The sequence below is a fragment of the Vibrio sp. A11 genome (assembly GCF_013048705.1).
Classification (GTDB): Bacteria; Pseudomonadota; Gammaproteobacteria; order Enterobacterales; family Vibrionaceae; genus Vibrio; species Vibrio metschnikovii.
The window spans coordinates 50,302-69,069 of the sequence record NZ_VHSI01000013.1 but is presented as its reverse complement, the minus strand read 5'-3'; the positions used below and the strand labels follow the sequence as shown (position 1 = coordinate 69,069).

The window sequence follows — 18,768 nt, the reverse complement described above, 5'->3', positions numbered from 1 at the left end:
GAGTGATTTTGTAGGTTATTTGCTAGCCATTCTACTCCAGTCGCGCCGAGGATCCAGCCCTTTTTACTTCGATTATGGCTGGAATGCATCGCTCGGCTCAGGAGTGCGGCATAAGCAATAAATATCAATCCTTTCGATGCCAACTTCAAGCAGTAAATCACATAATTGTCGGATAGTGCTACCGGTAGTGACCACATCGTCGACGATAGCGACATGGTTAACGTGTGGAATCGATAGACGTTGAAATGCACCAGATAAATTTTTCTCACGCTGTGATTTGGTTAATTGTTGTTGAGCGGGAGTGGAGCGAGTGCGGGTAAACAGATACGGGTCAAACTGGCTACCTACGTGCTTGGCAAGGGGGCGAGCAAGACGCTCGCTTTGATTAAACCCTCTTTGCCATTGTCTGCGCCAGTGTAATGGGACGCAAGTGATCAGCGGAGCTGGCTCAGTGATGCATTCAGCGAGTCGAGCGGCTAAATGACGCGCTTGCCAAAACTGACGCTGATATTTAAGTTGATGAATGGTGTGACTCAATGGGAATCGGTAGTCACCGATGCAAAACAGCCGTTGCCAAGGGGGAGGGGAACGTAAGCATTGACCACATTGGGGAGTGATGGTTAGGCAAGGTAAACCACAGCGCTGGCAACGAAGGCTGGGAGCATACCAAGCTTGGCAGGCGTGGCAAGTACCATGCTGCGCTTGAGGCTCTAAAGGCAGATGGCATAAGCTGCAGGTTGGCGTGAGCCAAGCGTGGGTGATAGTCGATATCCGATCTCGCCACATTGACATAATAAACCTCGGATGATGCGATAGAGATTGAGGTAAAGTATGGCGAAGATAGTCGCCTTAAGAGGCGGGTTTTAGTAGGAGAAAATGTGAACATGACCGAAAAGCTGTACTGGCAAGTGATAGGCGAAGGGCCTGATCTGGTGCTGATTCACGGATGGGGAATGAATGGTGCTGTGTGGCAGCAAACCAGTCAACGGTTACAAACCCAGTTTCGTGTCCATATCCTGGATTTGCCCGGTTATGGTTATAGCGCTCAATCGTCAGCAGCGAGTTTAGCCGAGATCGCTCAAGTGGTATTGGACCAAGCACCGTCGCAGGCGATCTGGGTAGGATGGTCTTTAGGGGGATTAATTGCTACCCATATCGCGCTGCATTACCCGCAACGAGTTACCCAGTTAGTCACGGTTGCTTCGTCACCTAAATTTACCGCCAGCGAGCAAGAGACGCCAGTATGGCGGGGAATCAAACCACAGGTATTGGATACCTTTACCGACCAGTTGTTAACCGATTTACCCTTGATGATTGAGCGGTTTATTGCTTTACAAGCCATGGGTAGCCCGAGTGCGCGTCAAGAAATCAAAGCGCTTAAGCAAGCGGTATTAGCGCGGCCAATGCCGACTCACCAAGCGTTATTAACCGGATTACAACTGCTTTCCGAGACCGATATGCGTCAGCAACTGACTCAGTTAACCATGCCAGTGCTGCGTATGTATGGTCGATTGGATGGATTAGTCCCACTGCGTGTTGCAGAGGCTGTGCATCAACTGCAAACCAATAGTCAGACCTCTATTTTCCAAGCCTCTTCGCATGCGCCTTTTATGACCGAGCAAGACGCCTTTTGTCAGCAATTGCTCAGCTTTGCAAAATAACAGTAAATTTTGTTGCCGATTAGTGAATAAGCGCTAAAAAACCGCCACGATTGGTCGATACATAAGTTATCCCTAACGGTAGCTTAATCGAAGGGGGTGCGACACTGAGGAGGACTCGGTTATGATCGTGTCACCGACTAATGTTAGCGTGCCACTTATCGCCCCGTCAGTGAATGTGCAAACAGAGCAAGCGTCACGAGATAATCGGATACGTGCGCCTGTTACGGCACCGGTAGAGCTCACCAAAAGCCAAGCTGAGCGTAAAACCAAAGCAGAGGACAAGCGGCGTAAACAATCCGCTTGGGATCCTGCTGAGCATCCTAACTATGAGCAAGAGAGTGATCAAGAGTCTAAACGACGACAGCGTGAAGCACTACGCAGTGAATTGGATCGGTTGTTTGATTTATTAGCACTGTCTTCTTACAGTGAGGAGCAAGGTAAAGGCTATACAATGCGTTTTCGGTTGCCAAAGCGGATCATTGATGCGGCAATAACTGAAGGCAAAATGGCGAAACGACGGACAGTGATTCAATTTCATTACGGTCATTCTGTAGCGCCTAATACGCCATCAGAAGTGATAGCGATCCTGTAGTTATCATTGAGCATAAGCTGGAATGATAAGGTGAATAAAAAATCCCCACAGCCAATGCTGCGGGGATTTGTTTTTACCAAGTAGAGTATTGACGATGTGTTGATATCCCCTTCCTACTTGAAGTTGCAGGGGTGTTAGCTACGTTCGTTCACCCCAATCACATCGCCTGTTTATGCTCATCGGGATGATGAGAGCCGTCCTTGACTCTCCCTCAAAGCTAGCCTACGGCTGTTCAAATAGGTCACTCACTTGCCTTCTACCTGTAACGCCAAGTTGTTGGGGTATGCGTTGGCGTTATTTTTTCGCTTTAGCAAAGGCGGCCGCAAAGGCACCGCCCATCGCGCCATTTTGCGCTGGTTCATCTCGGCGACGAGGAGGCGGCGAAGTTTGCTGACGCGCTTGAGTGGTGGATGACGGGCGTTGTCCGCGGCTCTCTTGTCCCGGCTCGTCGTTTAAACGCATAGATAGTGCAATCCGCTTACGTTGTACGTCGACTTCCATGACTTTGACCTTGACGATGTCACCCGCTTTCACCACGTCGCGTGGGTCAGCGATGAAACGGTCGGTTAGAGCGGAGATGTGCACTAAACCATCTTGATGCACACCAATATCAACGAAAGCGCCAAAATTCGCTACGTTAGACACCACGCCCTCCAAAATCATCCCCACTTCGAGATCTTTCATCTCATTGACTCCATCAGCAAAGGTCGCCGTTTTGAATTCAGGGCGAGGATCGCGTCCCGGTTTATCCAGCTCTTTAATGATGTCGGTAATGGTTGGTAGGCCAAAATGCTCATCGGTATAATCGACCGCGCGTAGCGAGTGCAAAAAGGTACTGTTACCAATCAATGATTTAATGTCTTGCTGGTTTTTCTCAGCAATCGCTTTGACCACCGGATAAGCTTCAGGGTGGACCGCAGAGGCGTCGAGTGGATTTTTCCCCGCCATAATCCGCAAGAACCCCGCACATTGCTCAAAGGCTTTGGGGCCAAGACGCGGTACTTTTTTCAAGCTGGTTCGTCCTTCAAAGCGGCCATGCTCATCACGATATTGAACAATATTTTGTGCTAATGCTGCAGATAAGCCAGCAACGCGAGTCAGGAGTGCAGCCGAGGCGGTATTGACATCGACCCCAACGGCGTTCACACAGTCTTCGACTACCGCATCAAGACGCTTGGCGAGCAACGTTTGGCTGACATCGTGCTGGTATTGACCCACACCAATCGATTTAGGATCAATTTTGACCAATTCTGCCAATGGATCTTGCAAACGACGAGCAATGGATACGGCACCGCGCAGTGAGACGTCCATATTGGGAAACTCTTTCGCGGCCAGTTCAGAGGCAGAATACACCGAGGCCCCCGCTTCGCTGACGATGATTTTTTGTATCTTAAGATTGCCGCGTTTAATTAAGTCGGCAACAAAAGTATCGGTTTCACGTGAGGCGGTACCGTTACCGATGGCAATCAGATCCACCTGATGTTTGTTGACCAATGCTGCGACGGTTTGCATCGCTCGCTCGTATTGATTTTGTGGTACATGTGGATAGATGGTGTCGGTGGCGAGTACTTTTCCGGTCGCATCGACGACGGCGACTTTACAGCCAGTCCGCAGCCCCGGATCGAGCCCCAGCGTTGCACGAGGGCCAGCTGGTGCTGCCATCAGGAGATCTTTGAGGTTATTAGCAAACACATCGATAGCCTCAATCTCCGCACGTTCTTTCATCGCGGCCATCAGCTCAGTCTCCATGTGCATCGAGACTTTAATTCGCCACGCCCAACTGATCACTTGCTGACGCCATTGATCTGCGGGAGCTTGACTGAGATGCAACTGATAATGTTCGGCGATTAAGGTTTCGCAATACGAGTGGCGTAGGCTCTCATCTTGCTGAGGGTCGGCATTTAAGCTCAGAGTTAAGAAGCCTTCGTTACGGCCACGCAGCATGGCTAAAGCACGATGTGATGGTGTTTTACTGATCAGCTCTCGGTGATCAAAATAGTCTTTAAACTTTTCACCCGCTTGCTCTTTACCTGCCACGACTTGAGCAACAATCTCCGCGTGACGGGTTAAATAGTGGCGTATTTTGGCTAATAGGTCGGCATCTTCAGCGATGCGCTCCATGATGATCGCTCGTGCGCCATCCAATGCCGCTTTACTATCGGCAACGCCTTTATTGACGTCGATATAAGCTAAGGCGGCTTGCTCTGGTTCGATATCCCCTTGTAACCACAAGCGATCCGCTAACGGTTCAAGACCGGCTTCAATGGCGATTTGACCTTTGGTGCGTCGTTTCGGCTTATAAGGTAGGTAGAGATCTTCTAAGCGAGTTTTGTTGTCAGCGGCAAGAATCGCTTGTTCGAGCTCTGGAGTGAGCTTACCTTGCTCTTGAATCGATTTAAGAATCGTCTGACGGCGCTCATCCATTTCTCGCAAATAACTTAAACGGGTATCTAAGTGACGCAGTTGCGTATCATCTAATCCTCCCGTTACCTCTTTGCGGTAGCGAGCAATAAATGGCACTGTGTTGCCGTCATCAATTAAGCTAACGGCGGCGATAACTTGTGTAGGGCTGACATTCAGCTCGTTGGCAATCTGTTGGCAGATAGCGTGGCTCATCCGTGGTCTCTCTGTCTATCAATGATATACGGATTGTACGTAGCCAATTATCTGCTGCAACGTCTTTTATGCCATTGCTTAGTATTACGAACGATTTTTAACGAAACTCAGACAAGCGGAGTAAAAAATAAAGCCGTAACCCAGAAGCTCTAACCCTTCTTGTAGGGCATTTTTGAAGCCGTGCTCATAGGAATCCCCCATGATTCCGATCCAAAATAGATTGCCACTGCCAAACACTCGGCTAAAGATAAGCAGAATTAACAGGCCAATTAACAAAAAGGGATAGGCTTTGGTTTGAGTAAAATCGGCCATCGGTTTCAGTACTGTACCTTGGCAACGAAATTTGGCATAACCGATGGATAATAGTGCACAAAATAATGCGGGAATAACCCAAAAGCCATGCCAAAGAAGATCAAAAAACTGGTCAAGTTCACGAATCACAATGCATAAGAAAAAACCTGCCACAAGGGTATAGAAACCACGGGCTTGTGGTAATTTGTAGGCCAGTTTTGCAAATAATAGTGCACTGATTAGAGCAAACAGTTCTTGGGTAATTTCGGTAGCTCCAATTTCTGGTACACCGTGTTGGAAAATGTTGAGATCCACATAGACCATGATGGGAGCCAGTAACGTTAAGAAAGTCAGTAATAGAGCTTCGAGAATGTGTCGTTGAACCGTCTGCCAAGCGGTAAGCTGTCTCATTGGGATATCCTAGTTATGGGGGAAATGGTTAATATATTATATGAACACTGTTTTTAATTTTAAGTTTTTACGTGACTCTTATCACGAAAATAAATTATTTTAATTTTTGTAATTATCTTGTCATTGAGGTAGATAGTGAAAACGAAACTGATTACACGTGCTGGTTATGAAAAGCTTAAGCAAGAGCATGATCATCTATGGCATGAAAAACGCCCGGAAATTACCAAGATTGTCACTTGGGCTGCCAGCTTAGGTGACCGCTCTGAAAACGCCGATTACACCTTTAACAAACGCTTGTTGCGCCAAATCGATCGTCGCGTGCGCTACTTACGCAAGTTGTTGCCTGAGTTGAAAATCGTCGACTACTCGCCACAGCAAGAGGGCAAAGTGTTTTTTGGCGCTTGGGTCGAAATTGAAAATGAAGCAGGCGAGACGAAAACCTTACGTATTGTCGGTCCAGAAGAGATTTATGGTGATGCCAAAGACTACATTTCCATTGACTCTCCGATGGCGCGCGCCTTGCTGAAAAAGCAAGTGGATGAAGAAGTGACAGTAAAAACCCCAACCGGTGATAAACTCTGGTTTATTAATGCCATTCGTTACGAAAAATAGTTACCCCATTGGTTCGTCAAGTTGGGGCTAGGAAAAATATGCACAAAAAAAACAGACCGACTCTGCAAGATATTGCTGATCAAGTCGGCATTACCAAAATGACCGTCTCGCGTTACATGCGCGATCCTAATTCTGTGGCGCAAGTTACCCAACAAAAAATCGCCGCGGTGGTTGAGCAGCTTGGTTATATCCATAACCGTGTACCGGCGATCATGTCTAAATCGTCCAGTCGGGCCATTGGCATCATTTTGCCTTCGCTCTCTAACCAAGTGTTTGCTCATTTGGTGCAAGGCATCGAAGAGGTTACTCAGGCCGCAGGCTACGATACCTTAATTGCCCACACCGGTTATAACCCTCAAGTTGAAGAAGATAAAATCGCCGCGTTTCTTTCTTATCGGGTGGATGGCCTAATTTTAACCGAAACTAACCATACCGAGCGCAGTCGGCAAATGCTCAAATCTGCCGGGATTCCGGTGGTTGAAACGATGGAAATCCCGACTCAGCCGATTGATATGGCAGTGGGGCTGGATCACGAACAGATCTCGTATCAGGTGGTGCAGCAGATGATTGCCCGTGGCCGACAGCAGGTTATCTATCTTGGCGCTCGGTTAGACACGCGAACTCAACTGCGTCGGCAAGGTTATGAGCGAGCAATGCGTGAAGCGGGTCTTCAGCCGATGCAGGTGTCCACTGGTGAGCATTCCAGTTTTACCTTGGGCGGTATTTTGCTACAACAGGCGTTGCAACAGTACCCAGCGCTGGATGGTATTTTTTGTACTAATGATGATTTAGCGGTCGGGGCGATGATGTATTGTCATCATCATTGTATTGCGGTTCCGCAGCAGATTGCCGTAGTGGGGTACAATGCGTTGGATATCGGGCAGGCAATGGTGCCGCGTTTAACCAGTGTGGAAACGCCCCGCTTGGCGATTGGTAAAAAAAGTGCCGAGCTATTGCTGGCGGCACTCTCTGGTCAAGCTGTCGAGCCGAAGGTTTATGATTTAGGCTATCGATTAACCCATGGCGAAAGCTGGTAATTGTTTGCGCTGCCTAGCGATTAACGAGTGAATAAAAAGCTCGCGCCTTGATCCGCCGAAGTCACATGTTGGCGGGCGAGGGTGAACAGCTCTCGCCCCCAACTCTGTTGATCCTGTTCAGTCAGCGGTGGCTGCGCCACGCGTTGACTTAAATCGGCTAAACAGGTTAGCTCACCCTTGGTGGCATCCAATCTCAGTAAATCACCATCGTGCAGTAATCCTATCGCGCCACCGCGCAGTGCTTCAGGAGAGACGTGGATCGCGGCGGGGATTTTGCCTGAAGCTCCGGATAAGCGACCATCGGTCACTAATGCGATTTTAAAGCCAGCCTTTTGTACGTTACCGAGGATTGGCATCAATTTATGCAGTTCAGGCATACCATTGGCCGCTGGACCGCTGTAACGAACCACCACAATGCAATCTTGATTCAGCTCGCCGCGTTGATAAGCCGCTTCCACGTCATGTTGTGAATTAAACACTTTAGCGGGAGCCTCAACGATATGATGAGAGGGTTTGACTGCCGAGACTTTGATCACCGCTTGGCCAAGGTTACCGCTCAGTACCTTAATCCCTCCGGTTGATTGAAATTGCTGATGCTGAGTGGCGATCACGCTGGCATCCAGTGTCTCTTGGCAAGGTTGCCAACTGAGTTGCCCCTCGGTTAACACCGGGCGAGTTAATTGATCGGCAAACTGACCGAAAGCGGGCGTGACATCGGTATGCAGCAGATTTCGTTCATTGAGACGGGTGAGCAGCATCGGTACCCCTCCCGCCGCCTCAAAAGCATTAATATCAGCGCTACCATTCGGATAAATATTGGTTAATAACGGCACGATTTGCGACAAATCGCTGATGTCCTGCCAAGTTAAGATCAGCCCAGCGGCTCGTGCAACCGCGAGCATGTGAATGGTGTGATTGGTACTGCCACCCGAAGCCAGTAAGGCGACAACGCCATTGACCAAACTTTTCTCGTTAATGACGCTACTCAGTGGCCGATAACGCGGCGTACCTGGTGCCATAGCGGCAATGGCGTTGGCCGCATAGTCGGTTAAGGCATGACGCAATGGGCTATTCGGTGCAACAAAAGCGGATCCGGGTAGCATCAAACCCATGGCTTCAAACACCAATTGATTGGTGTTGGCGGTGCCATAAAAGGTACACGTACCGGGGGAGTGATAAGAATGACACTCCATATCGAGCAGTGCTTCACGCCCGACTTGCCCTGCGCTGTATTGTTGGCGAATCTCGACTTTTTGTTCATTGCTGATCCCTGTGGCCATTGGGCCAGCGGGAATAAAAGCGGTCGGTAGATGAGCATAACTGAGCGCGCCCATTAATTGTCCCGGGGCAATTTTATCGCAGATACCAAGCAGTAAAGTGCCATCAAACATATTGTGGCTAAGCGACATCGCGGTGGCTTGGGCTATCATGTCTCGGGAAAATAGTGACATATCCATCCCTGGCTGACCTTGAGTAACGCCATCGCACATCGCTGGCACGCCACCGGCCACTTGCGCTGTGTGTCCACTGGACTGTAATGCGGCTTTAATGCGAGTAGGGTAATCCAGATACACTTGATGGGCACTGAGCATGTCATTGTAAGCGGTGATGATCGCAAGGTTAGATTTGGTTAAGTCAAGAATGTGCGATTTTTCACTCTGACAAGAGGCCGCAATCGCATGAGCTAAGTTACCGCATGATAAACTGGCTTTGCCTTTTCCTGCGGCGAGCTGCTGAGCGGTTCTGGTTAAGAATGCGTGACGAAGTTCACGGCTACGCTGTGCAATTCGTTCGGTGACTTGCAAGATGAGCGGCTGAATCATGGTTACTTCTCCCGAGCTTGTAGGGCGAGGATCGCTTGATTGACCACCTCCTCAATGTCACCGTCAATACTGATGGTGAGAACATCGTGTTCTGTTGCGCTGGGGCGCTCTAAGGTAGCAAATTGGCTATCGAGCATGCTGGTTTTCATAAAGTGGCCCTGCCGCGCTTGCATCCGCTCTATAATCAGTGCTTTATCACCGTCCAGAAACAGAAACGTCACCTGTTGATTGCCATCGCGAATTTGATCGCGATAGCTTTTTTTCAGAGCTGAACAGACGATGATGCCTTGCTCACTCTTATTTTCTAAGCTAAAAGCCGCGTCACGAATCCGCTCTAACCAAGGGGCGCGATCGTGGTCATTGAGTGGTTGACCTTGGCGCATTTTTTCAATGTTGGCGCGAGGATGCAAATCATCACCATCGATAAATTTTGCTTGCAGACGTTCAGCAATGCGTGCCCCAATGGTGCTTTTTCCACAGCCACTGACACCCATCACAATAATGCTTTTACCAGTCATATCGACTCCTTAGTCCGAGATCTGAGCGAGATCCCAATTTTTAACTTTGCCTAACGAATTGGCTTTATCTTAATCTTGTTATCGGTAACATGTTACCCGTAACTTATAGATTTGTGAACCGAAACACAAACATCCCATTCTTGATAAAGGTGAACGAAATGGACCAAATAGCACATAGCCCTACCTATCTGTTGTTGCTCGCCCTTGCGGCGATCGTTGCTCTACTGTTTTTGATCATGAAGTTAAAAGTCCATGCTTTTGCTTCATTAACGTTAGTCAGTTTCGGCACCGCACTGGCCGCTGGCATTCCAGCCAATCAAGTGGTGCCGAGCATGATGTCTGGATTCGGCGGCACGCTCGCTTCTGTTGCTTTACTGGTTGGTTTAGGAGCCATGATTGGTAAGATTTTAGAAGTGACGGGCGGGGCAAAAGTCTTAGCTGATACCCTAATCGGTCGGTTCGGAGAGCAGCGTGCGCCTCTGGCCCTCGGTGTTGCCTCATTATTGTTTGGTTTTCCGATCTTTTTTGATGCCGGCTTAATCGTCATGATGCCGATTTTGTTTAGCGTCGCGAAACGCTTTGGCGGTTCAACACTCAAATACGCTTTGCCAGCGGCGGGTGCGTTTGCGGTGATGCATGCGTTTGTTCCTCCGCATCCTGGCCCAGTTGCTGCCGCTGAGTTATTGGGTGCTGATATTGGTCTGCTGTTAGTGGTGGGTTTGCTGGTGGCGATCCCGACTTGGTATCTTGGCTCGTATTTGTTTGGTCTTTATTGCGGTGAAAAATTTAACTTACCGCTCTCTAAAGCCTTTTTAAATGCCGAAGTAATGTTTAAAGACAAAGCGGATTTACCGAAATTTTCTACCGTACTGTTTATTTTGGTTCTACCTGTATTGTTGATCTTCTTGGATACCGGGTTAAATACGTTAGCGGTGGCTGGTGTGCTGGACGGTCAGCAGCCTTGGATTGAATTTTTACGCATGCTAGGAAAAACGCCGATTGCGTTACTTATCACGCTATTGGTGTGTTTATTCACCTTTGCTGGTAAATATGGCATGAGTAAGCTAGAAAAATTGTGTACCGATGCGTTAGCCCCGATCTGTGCCGTTATTTTAGTCACTGGTGCAGGCGGTATGTTTGGTGGCGTATTACGTTCTAGTGGTATTGGCCAAGCCCTAGCCGATGTATTAGCCCATACTGGCATGCCAGTGATTGTCGCTGCTTTTGTGATTTCGACGTGCTTACGGGTTGCGCAAGGCTCAGCCACGGTGGCCTTAACCACCACGGCGGCGCTGATGGCACCGATTGTTGCGCAAACCACAGGTTTGTCAGAGTTAGACTTATGCTTTATCGTGATTGCTATTGCTGGTGGAGCGACGGTGCTGTCTCACTTTAATGATTCTGGTTTTTGGCTCGTCTCTCGCTTGCTGGAAATGGATGAAAAAACCACGCTCAAAACGTGGACGGTAATGGAAACACTACTGGGTAGTATTGCGTTTATTATTGTCGCCACTCTCAGCTATCTTCTATAAGGTTTAGGTATGATGACTCTTGAACAGCGCTTGGCGCAGATAAAAATTGTTCCTGTGATTGCGATTAACCATGCTCAGCAAGCGCTGCCGCTGGCCAAAGTATTGATGGAAAATGGCCTGCCGTGCGCGGAAATCACTTTTCGTACAGAGGCGGCGCAAGAGGCTATTCGTCTGATGCGCGACGCGTATCCAGAGATGTTGATTGGCGCTGGGACGGTACTGACCACAGCGCAAGTCGATCAAGCTCAGCAAGCGGGAGCCGATTTCATTGTGAGTCCAGGACTCAATCCCACCACAGTGAAATATTGTCAGCAACGTGGTATCGCCATTGTTCCTGGGGTTAATAACCCCAGCTTAGTCGAGCAAGCGATGGAACTTGGTTTGCGCACGTTGAAGTTTTTTCCTGCCGAGCCTTCTGGCGGCATCGCCATGCTCAAAGCGCTCAGTGCGGTCTATCCGGTCAAATTTATGCCAACGGGTGGCATCAGTGCGGCTAATGTACAGCACTATTTGGATTTACCATCGGTAGTGGCTTGTGGTGGTACGTGGATGGTACCAACGGATTTGATGGATAAAGGCGATTGGCCAGCGATTGCTAAGTTGGTACGAGAGCTATAACGTTTTATCGGTCCTTGGCACCATGCAGAGATAAATGTCTAAGCCAACCGTGATGGTTGGCTTTTTTGATCAGTCGATGCCTTATTTTATCTTCGCTAGCGATGTGTAAGCGTTAAAGCTTGAAATAAGGGGCTTTTTTGGCTTCGATTATCCGTTATGATGAGTAGTCGGACGAAAATAGGTAATAAATGCTAACAATTCTTTAAATTGCTCACCGTGCAACAGTGTTACATTTTGTTTGCCCTCATCTGTGCGGGTGTCATCTCTTTTTAGTGGGATCAGTGGACATGCAAGAAAACTATAAAATTTTAGTGGTTGATGATGATGCGCGTTTGCGTGCATTGCTCGAGCGTTACTTATCTGAACAAGGTTTCCAAGTTCGTAGCGTTGCCAATAGCGAGCAAATGGATCGGCTGTTAACCCGTGAAACTTTCCATTTGATGGTGCTCGATCTGATGCTGCCGGGCGAAGATGGCTTATCGATTTGTCGTCGCTTAAGAAATGCCAATAATCTTATTCCGATTTTAATGCTGACGGCAAAAGGCGACGAGATTGATCGCATCGTAGGTTTAGAAGTGGGTGCCGATGATTATTTGCCGAAACCCTTTAACCCCCGTGAGCTATTGGCGCGGATTAAAGCCGTATTACGTCGCCAAGTAATCGAAGCACCCGGAGCGCCGAGTGCTGAAGATACGATTGTCGAATTTGGTGAGTTTCGTTTAAATCTGGGCACGCGAGAAATGTTTCGTGGTGAGGAAGCGATGCCACTGACTTCTGGTGAGTTTGCGGTATTAAAAGCCTTAGTCACCAATGCTCGTGAGCCTTTGTCACGTGATAAATTAATGAATATGGCCCGTGGTCGAGAATACTCAGCGATGGAGCGTTCTATCGATGTGCAAATTTCTCGCTTGCGCCGTATGTTGGAAGTTGACCCAAGCAAACCACGTTATATTCAAACGGTGTGGGGCCTAGGTTACGTCTTTGTGCCTGATGGTAAAGCCGCCAGTTAAGATTATTGTCTGCAGCCAGTGTTCAATAGGTTCACTGGCTGTTATCGTTTTATCCCTCCATTATTCTCACACCTTAGGTGCACTATGCGAATCCGTAGTTCATTTACCCAAACGATTCTGCTGTTTTTTACCCTCTTGGTTGCCAGTCAAGCGTATTCCTATTTTGCGCTGATTAATTATGCGCTGATCCCAAGCTTGCAGCAGTTCAATAAAATTCTCAGCCATGAAATCAGTTTGATGTTGGATGATAGCTTTACCGATGCTGAGCCTAATTTAGATCGATCGCTACGTTTGCGGGTGTTGGAAAAGCTTGGGGTTGAGATTTTTAGTGATGATGGTCCAGCGGCGGATGAGTTTCAACGCGCGATCAGTATCGATTTGATGAGTGATAAAATGAGCGAAGAACTGGGCTCTCCGACGGAAGTACGCATGGGCGTTGGAGCAGAAAGTTATATTTTATGGATGAAAATCGAACAGTTACCTGAGCAAATCTTGCGTATTCCGCTGACTGAATTACGGGAAGATGATTTTGCTCCACTGTTTCGTAACAGTATTTTTGTCGCCGTACTGATCTTGGTCGGAGGATGGTTATTCATTCGTTTGCAAAATCGTCCTTTGATTGCGTTAGAAAGAGCCGCGTTGGCAGTAGGACGAGGGGAGATCCCGCCGCCAATTGTAGAGAGTGGGGCCAGTGAAATTCGCGCGGTAACTCGCGCATTTAATCAAATGTCACAAGGCATTCAAGCGCTGGAAGAAGATCGCGCTTTACTGATGGCGGGAATCAGTCATGATCTGCGAACGCCACTAACGCGAATCCGCTTAGCAACCGAAATGATGTCTCCTCAAGACAGTTATCTCGCTGAAGGGATCATTAGCGACACCGAGGAGTGTAACGAGATCATCAGCCAGTTTATGGACTACTTAAAACCGGTCGATAAACAAACCTTCCAAGCCGTCGATCTCAATGAGATTGGCGGAGACATTGCCAGTTCCGAAGGTGGTTATGAGCTGCACATTGAAACGGATTTTCAAGCGTCGATTGAACCAGTATTTGGTAATCCGATTGCTATTAAACGGGCGGTGAGTAACTTAGTGGTAAACGCGTTACGTTATGGCAATGGCTGGGTGAAAATCAGTACTGGGGTAACGGCGGATAAACGTATGGCTTGGGTCTGTGTTGAAGACAATGGTCCAGGGATTGATCCGAGCCAAGTGCAAAAAGTCTTTGAGCCCTTCATTCGAGGCGATACTGCGCGAGGCAGTGAAGGTACTGGCCTCGGGTTGGCGATCGTAAAACGTATCGTTGGTCAGCACCATGGAGCGGTAGTATTGAATAATCGTAGCGAAGGTGGTTTGAAAATTCAGCTCAGTTTTCCAACCAAGTAAGCGTGGTAGTCGTCAGTTAGGGATTAAGCCGGTTAGCGTATCGCCAACCGGCTTAATTATTTGAACTCGCTTATGGTTGCTCTGTGACTGTGGTTTCTGACTCTTGGCGAGTCGAGTGCTCCGGCAATAAGAGATTGAGTAGAATCGCGGTAATGCCACCTGCGGCAACACCAGAAGAGAAAATACTTTTGATGATTTCTGGCATAAATTGCAGAATTTCAGGTTTTTGCGCAATGCCTAATCCCATCGAGAAAGACAGTGCCATGATTAAAATCGCTCGGCGATCAAGCTCAACTCGTGAAATGATTCGTACCCCAGCGGCGGCAATCGTACCGAACATGACAATCGTTGCGCCACCCAGTACCGGCTCTGGAATTAACTGCACAAAGCTTGCTACACCGGGAAATAGCCCAAGTAACATCAGCATCGCCGCGATGAAATAACCGACATAACGGCTGGCAACGCCAGTTAATAATATCACCCCATTATTTTGGCTAAAGGTTGAGTTAGGGAAACTATTCAGCAGTGCGGCGAGAGCGGAGTTAATGCCATCAGCCAGTACGCCTCCTTTGATACGCTTCATATAGACTGGGCCTTTGACCGGTTCTCCTGAGACTTCCGAGGTCGCAGTGATATCGCCAATCGCTTCTAACGCCGTGATCAAAAAAATCAACACTAATGGAATGAATAAAGACCAATCAAAGCTTAGCCCATATTGCATTGGGATAGGCAGGGCGATGAGACTGCTTTGAGGGCGCTGTGTGGTATCGACCATGCCGAGTAAGTAAGCCATGATATAACCGACCAGCATAGCGATGACGATAGAGGCAACGCGAATATACGGATTGCGAGCTCGGTTAAGGATCACGATAAGCGCTAATACGGTGCCCGCTAAGGCGAGTTTATCAAGGCTACCAAAGCTACCATCACTCAGTGCGCTGTAGCCGCCTCCGATAGAGACTAAGCCGACTTGGACTAAGGTCAAACCGATTAATGTGACCACGATACCAGAAACTAAAGGGGTAATGATCCGCTGGGCAAACTGCAGCACACGTGATAGTAAAATTTCAGCAAAAGAAGCGACTAAAATGGTACCAAAAATCGCCGCCATCATAGTGGCGATATCCGCTCCGCCCGCTTTCAGCGCGAGGCCTGCGCCAATGATTGGCCCAAGAAAGTTAAAGCTGGTGCCTTGAATCGAGAGCAGTCCCGAGCCAATCGGTCCGAAGGTTCGGATCTGAATAAAAGATGAAAGACCAGAGGCAAACAGCGACATACTAATAATGGTATTGGTTTGATCGGCCGGAACCCCTAACGCTTGGCAAATGATCAGCGACGGTGTGATGACGGCAACGAACATCGCCAGTAAATGCTGGATCGCGGCGAATAAAGTTTGGGGCAAAGGCGGGCGCTCATTTAATTGATAGATCAATTCAGAGGGACGCGTATCGTGTTGGTGACTCATGATGGTATCCTAAAATGACAGTCGATGACGTGCGCTGAATGGGCCGTCATCGTTGAGTTTTTATCGCCTGTGATTGCTGTTAATCAGGCTCAACTCTGAGTTGACCAAGCCGGATTCTCTGCTTGCTATAGTCCAGTGCTAGTAGAGAAATCGTCATCTTGGTGATTTTGGGCGAGGATTATAGATCCTTAATCAGAAAAAGCAAACGTTTGCTTTTCAATGTATCAATAAGGGGTAACAGACATCATTGTACGTTCAAGTAACACGAAAACGAGAATGTGGTGAATATTATGCTTTGGCGTAGACTTCGCGCTTACCGAGCCAGCGTTCAATAATCGCATCAGCATGAGTGGGGTAGTGATCATGAATGTGCCGCGCTATTCTTTGTACTTCTGGAATTAAGCGTTGATCACGAACCAGATCGGCAATTTTGAAATCAGCTAATCCGGTTTGTTTCGTGCCCAATAATTCACCCGGACCACGAATTTCTAGATCGCGCTGAGCAATCACAAAACCATCGTTGCTCTCTCGTAATACCGCTAAACGTTTTTGTGCGGTTTTCGATAAGGGTGAACGGTACAGCAGCACACAGTGACTGGCGACAGAGCCTCGACCGACTCGGCCACGCAATTGATGCAATTGTGCTAAACCTAATCGCTCTGGATTTTCAATGATCATCAAGCTAGCGTTCGGTACATCGACGCCGACTTCAATGACGGTGGTTGCTACGAGAAGATGCAATTGATTGTCTTTAAAGGCTTGCATCACCTGCTGTTTTTCTGCGGGTTTCATGCGTCCATGGACCAAGCCAATCTTAAGTTCAGTCAACTGGCGCTGTAGTTCTTCAGCGGTATCAGCCGCTGCTTGAGCTTCAAGCACTTCAGATTCATCAATTAAAGTACAGACCCAATAAGCTTGTTTATGCTCATGCAGGCAAGCGTGACGAACCCGTTCGATGATATCACTGCGCTTGGTATCCGGGATCGCCACGGTTTGGATTGGCGTGCGTCCGGGAGGCAGTTCATCAATAATTGAAGTTTCTAAATCCGCATAGGCGGTCATGGCAAGAGTACGTGGGATCGGGGTCGCAGTCATAATTAACTGGTGTGGATAAGCGCCTTGTTTTGCGCCTTTTTCACGTAGCTCTAAGCGTTGATGGACCCCGAAACGGTGCTGCTCATCGATAATGACTAACGCAAGATGATCAAACTCAACCTGCTCTTGAAAAAGTGCATGGGTGCCGACGATCATTTTTGCGGTGCCGCTGGCAATCTGTGTTAATTCAGTTTGTCGAGCTTTACCTTTTAGTTTGCCAGCAAGCCAAGCAACTTGAATACCTAACGGAGCAAACCAGTTGGCGAAGTTCGCCGCATGTTGTTCGGCAAGCAATTCGGTTGGCGCCATCAGCGCCACTTGATAACCGTGTTCAATGGCTCTGAGTGCGGCTAAAGCGGCGACCAACGTTTTTCCGGAACCGACATCCCCTTGCACTAGGCGCATCATTGGATGGGCTTGGCTGAGATCGGTTTCAATCTCTTGTACGACTCGCGTTTGCGCTTGAGTCGGTTGAAAAGGCAGCTGGGCAAGAAATTGTTTTTTGAGTTGGCCTTGAGTGATGAGAGGCAGCGCCGCGTCTTGTTGACCTTTGCTACGCACCGCGAGCATGGAGAGGTTTTGCGCCAATAACTCCTCGATGATCAGGCGAACTTGAGCGGGATGACGCCCTTCATCAAATTGGCTCAGATCGATATCAGTAGGCGGGCGATGCAAAATATGCAGCGCTTGAGCGAGGCTGATCTGTTTATCGTACAATCCATCAGGCATCAGTTCTTGTACCGCGGCTTTATCGAGTAGCGCAAGAGCTTGTTCGGTTAAACTGCGCAGTGTACTTTGCCTTAGGCCTTCCGTGGTTGGATAAACGGGGGTCAGTGTTGCCTCTTCGGGTTGTGCATCTTGTGGCTGAGTATAAAGCTGATAATCGGGATGGATGATCTCCAGTCCGTGATTTCCGGGTTTGATCTCGCCAAACGCATAAATCACCTTACCAATCGCGAAGCTATTTTTCATCGCTGCAGTAAAATTGAAAAAACGCAGCGTGAGAGATCCATTACCATCACTGATCTTTACGGTGAGCATTTTTCGCCGCCCAAAATGGGTATCAGTGGCGGTGATTTTACCTTGGACTGCTGCCCATAAGCCTGGGTGTAGCTTGACCATCGGATAGATGCGTGAGCGGTCTTCATAACGCAGTGGAAGATGAAACAGCAGATCCTGTACATTGCTTAAGCCAACTTTAACAAGCTTTTCAGCGACTTTAGCGCCGACACCCGATAGCGATGTTAATGGTATTGCGGACAGAAGCTGCGACATAATATCAACCAGTTAATCAGAAATGGTACGTGTTATTCAATCATTGAGCTGTGTATTTGTACAGTTAAATTATGCGCGCTGCATCGCGTCCCACCATTTTTCATCAGCGACAATCTGCCCTTGATCGTCCAATAATGGGTATGCCAGTCCTTTACGTTTAGCGACTTTAGCCAAAACCGGATGACCGCGTTCAAACAAAATACGCTGAATCGTTGCTTTGGATAGGGCGCTTTGCTCGCGGTCATACATCCCGGCTTGCTGACGCTGGCGCTGCGCTTCATATAAGATCAGCGCACTAGCCACCGAAACATTCAAGGATTGAACCATACCCACCATGGGAATAACAATATCATGATCGGCCAATTGTAAGGCCTGTGGCGAGATGCCTGACTTTTCACTGCCGAAAATGATGGCCGTGGGTTGGGTGTAATCAATCGCGCGAAAATCGATAGCGTGCTCGGATAAATTGGTCACCAATATTTGCATGCCAGTCTCTTTTAAGTGACTGACGGCCTCTAGCGTGCTGTTGTGGGTCTGGACTTCAACCCAGTTGCGCGCCCCTGCCGATGTGTGGCTTAAGGTGCGCATTTGTTCGTTTGGCCATACAGCATGAATTTGGTGTAACCCAACCGCATCGGCGGTGCGGATCACTGCAGAGACATTATTCGGTTTGTGGACTTCTTCCAAACAGACGGTTAAATCGGTTTGACGGGCTTTAAGCACATTTTGAATGCGTTGATAACGTTCTAAATTCATAAATCTATTTATGTGCTCGCGCTATGCTGCACACCTTTTCTTCGTCAGTCTATTGCTAATAAAAAAGCCC

16 protein-coding genes are annotated in these 18,768 nt (G+C 48.3%); 8 read left to right on the top strand and 8 right to left on the bottom strand.

The genetic code is table 11. The features are described 5' to 3' along the window. Window positions 1-72: 72 nt before the first annotated feature. A complete protein-coding gene (locus FKQ60_RS13430) occupies window positions 73-792 on the bottom strand; it encodes a ComF family protein (RefSeq protein WP_170906652.1) in 720 nt (239 codons plus the stop codon). 92 nt (window positions 793-884) lie between these two features. On the opposite strand from FKQ60_RS13430, the gene bioH reads away from it, so the two are divergent. Both bioH and FKQ60_RS13420 read left to right on the top strand, forming a co-directional pair. Further along, window positions 885-1,661 (top strand): pimeloyl-ACP methyl ester esterase BioH, encoded by a 777-nt coding sequence (gene bioH, locus FKQ60_RS13425; protein WP_154169911.1) that lies wholly within the window; start codon window positions 885-887, stop codon window positions 1,659-1,661. Window positions 1,662-1,782: 121 nt separating this feature from the next. Then, window positions 1,783-2,253, top strand: coding sequence for an ATP-dependent Lon protease (locus tag FKQ60_RS13420; RefSeq protein WP_158137473.1), 471 nt, complete (start codon window positions 1,783-1,785; stop codon window positions 2,251-2,253). 294 nt (window positions 2,254-2,547) lie between these two features. Here FKQ60_RS13420 and FKQ60_RS13415 read toward each other — a convergent pair whose 3' ends face one another. Then, a complete protein-coding gene (locus tag FKQ60_RS13415; RefSeq protein ID WP_170905306.1) occupies window positions 2,548-4,869 on the bottom strand; it encodes a Tex family protein in 2,322 nt (773 codons plus the stop codon). An 84-nt stretch (window positions 4,870-4,953) separates the two neighbouring features. Beyond that, the gene (locus tag FKQ60_RS13410) at window positions 4,954-5,571 is read right to left on the bottom strand and encodes a hypothetical protein (protein WP_170906651.1); all 618 of its coding nucleotides are present in this window, start codon (window positions 5,569-5,571) and stop codon (window positions 4,954-4,956) included. 135 nt (window positions 5,572-5,706) lie between these two features. On the opposite strand from FKQ60_RS13410, the gene greB reads away from it, so the two are divergent. Beyond that, window positions 5,707-6,183, top strand: a complete 477-nt coding sequence (greB, locus tag FKQ60_RS13405) for a transcription elongation factor GreB (protein ID WP_170906650.1) — start codon at window positions 5,707-5,709, stop codon at window positions 6,181-6,183. Between the two features lie 38 nt (window positions 6,184-6,221). Then, window positions 6,222-7,220, top strand: a complete 999-nt coding sequence (locus FKQ60_RS13400; RefSeq protein WP_170906649.1) for a LacI family DNA-binding transcriptional regulator — start codon at window positions 6,222-6,224, stop codon at window positions 7,218-7,220. A 20-nt stretch (window positions 7,221-7,240) separates the two neighbouring features. Here the strand turns inward: FKQ60_RS13400 and edd are convergent, their stop codons facing one another. Further along, entirely contained in the window at window positions 7,241-9,043 is a 1,803-nt protein-coding gene (gene edd / locus FKQ60_RS13395; protein ID WP_170906648.1) for a phosphogluconate dehydratase, read from the bottom strand. A 2-nt stretch (window positions 9,044-9,045) separates the two neighbouring features. Then, window positions 9,046-9,561, bottom strand: a complete 516-nt coding sequence (locus tag FKQ60_RS13390; protein ID WP_170906647.1) for a gluconokinase — start codon at window positions 9,559-9,561, stop codon at window positions 9,046-9,048. A 158-nt stretch (window positions 9,562-9,719) separates the two neighbouring features. Between FKQ60_RS13390 and FKQ60_RS13385 the strand changes: the two genes are divergently transcribed. The 4 genes from FKQ60_RS13385 to envZ all read left to right on the top strand — a co-directional run bounded on the left by FKQ60_RS13385 (window position 9,720) and on the right by envZ (window position 14,107). Continuing rightward, entirely contained in the window at window positions 9,720-11,093 is a 1,374-nt protein-coding gene (locus tag FKQ60_RS13385; protein ID WP_004394396.1) for a GntP family permease, read from the top strand. A gap of 12 nt (window positions 11,094-11,105) precedes the next feature. Next, window positions 11,106-11,711, top strand: a complete 606-nt coding sequence (locus FKQ60_RS13380; RefSeq protein ID WP_170906660.1) for a bifunctional 4-hydroxy-2-oxoglutarate aldolase/2-dehydro-3-deoxy-phosphogluconate aldolase — start codon at window positions 11,106-11,108, stop codon at window positions 11,709-11,711. Between the two features lie 287 nt (window positions 11,712-11,998). Continuing rightward, the gene (ompR, locus tag FKQ60_RS13375; protein ID WP_004394398.1) at window positions 11,999-12,721 is read left to right on the top strand and encodes a two-component system response regulator OmpR; all 723 of its coding nucleotides are present in this window, start codon (window positions 11,999-12,001) and stop codon (window positions 12,719-12,721) included. Window positions 12,722-12,805: 84 nt separating this feature from the next. Next, window positions 12,806-14,107: a two-component system sensor histidine kinase EnvZ gene (envZ, locus tag FKQ60_RS13370; protein ID WP_154169925.1), complete on the top strand. Its 1,302-nt coding sequence runs from the start codon at window positions 12,806-12,808 to the stop codon at window positions 14,105-14,107. Window positions 14,108-14,177: 70 nt separating this feature from the next. Here envZ and FKQ60_RS13365 read toward each other — a convergent pair whose 3' ends face one another. The 3 genes from FKQ60_RS13365 to trmH all read right to left on the bottom strand — a co-directional run bounded on the left by FKQ60_RS13365 (window position 14,178) and on the right by trmH (window position 18,698). Continuing rightward, a complete protein-coding gene (locus FKQ60_RS13365) occupies window positions 14,178-15,572 on the bottom strand; it encodes a uracil-xanthine permease family protein (protein WP_004394402.1) in 1,395 nt (464 codons plus the stop codon). Between the two features lie 288 nt (window positions 15,573-15,860). Further along, complete coding sequence (gene recG / locus FKQ60_RS13360) at window positions 15,861-17,942, bottom strand: ATP-dependent DNA helicase RecG (RefSeq protein WP_170906646.1); 2,082 nt, start codon at window positions 17,940-17,942, stop codon at window positions 15,861-15,863. Window positions 17,943-18,011: 69 nt separating this feature from the next. Then, window positions 18,012-18,698: a tRNA (guanosine(18)-2'-O)-methyltransferase TrmH gene (gene trmH / locus FKQ60_RS13355; RefSeq protein WP_170906645.1), complete on the bottom strand. Its 687-nt coding sequence runs from the start codon at window positions 18,696-18,698 to the stop codon at window positions 18,012-18,014. Between the last annotated feature and the right edge of the window lie 70 nt (window positions 18,699-18,768).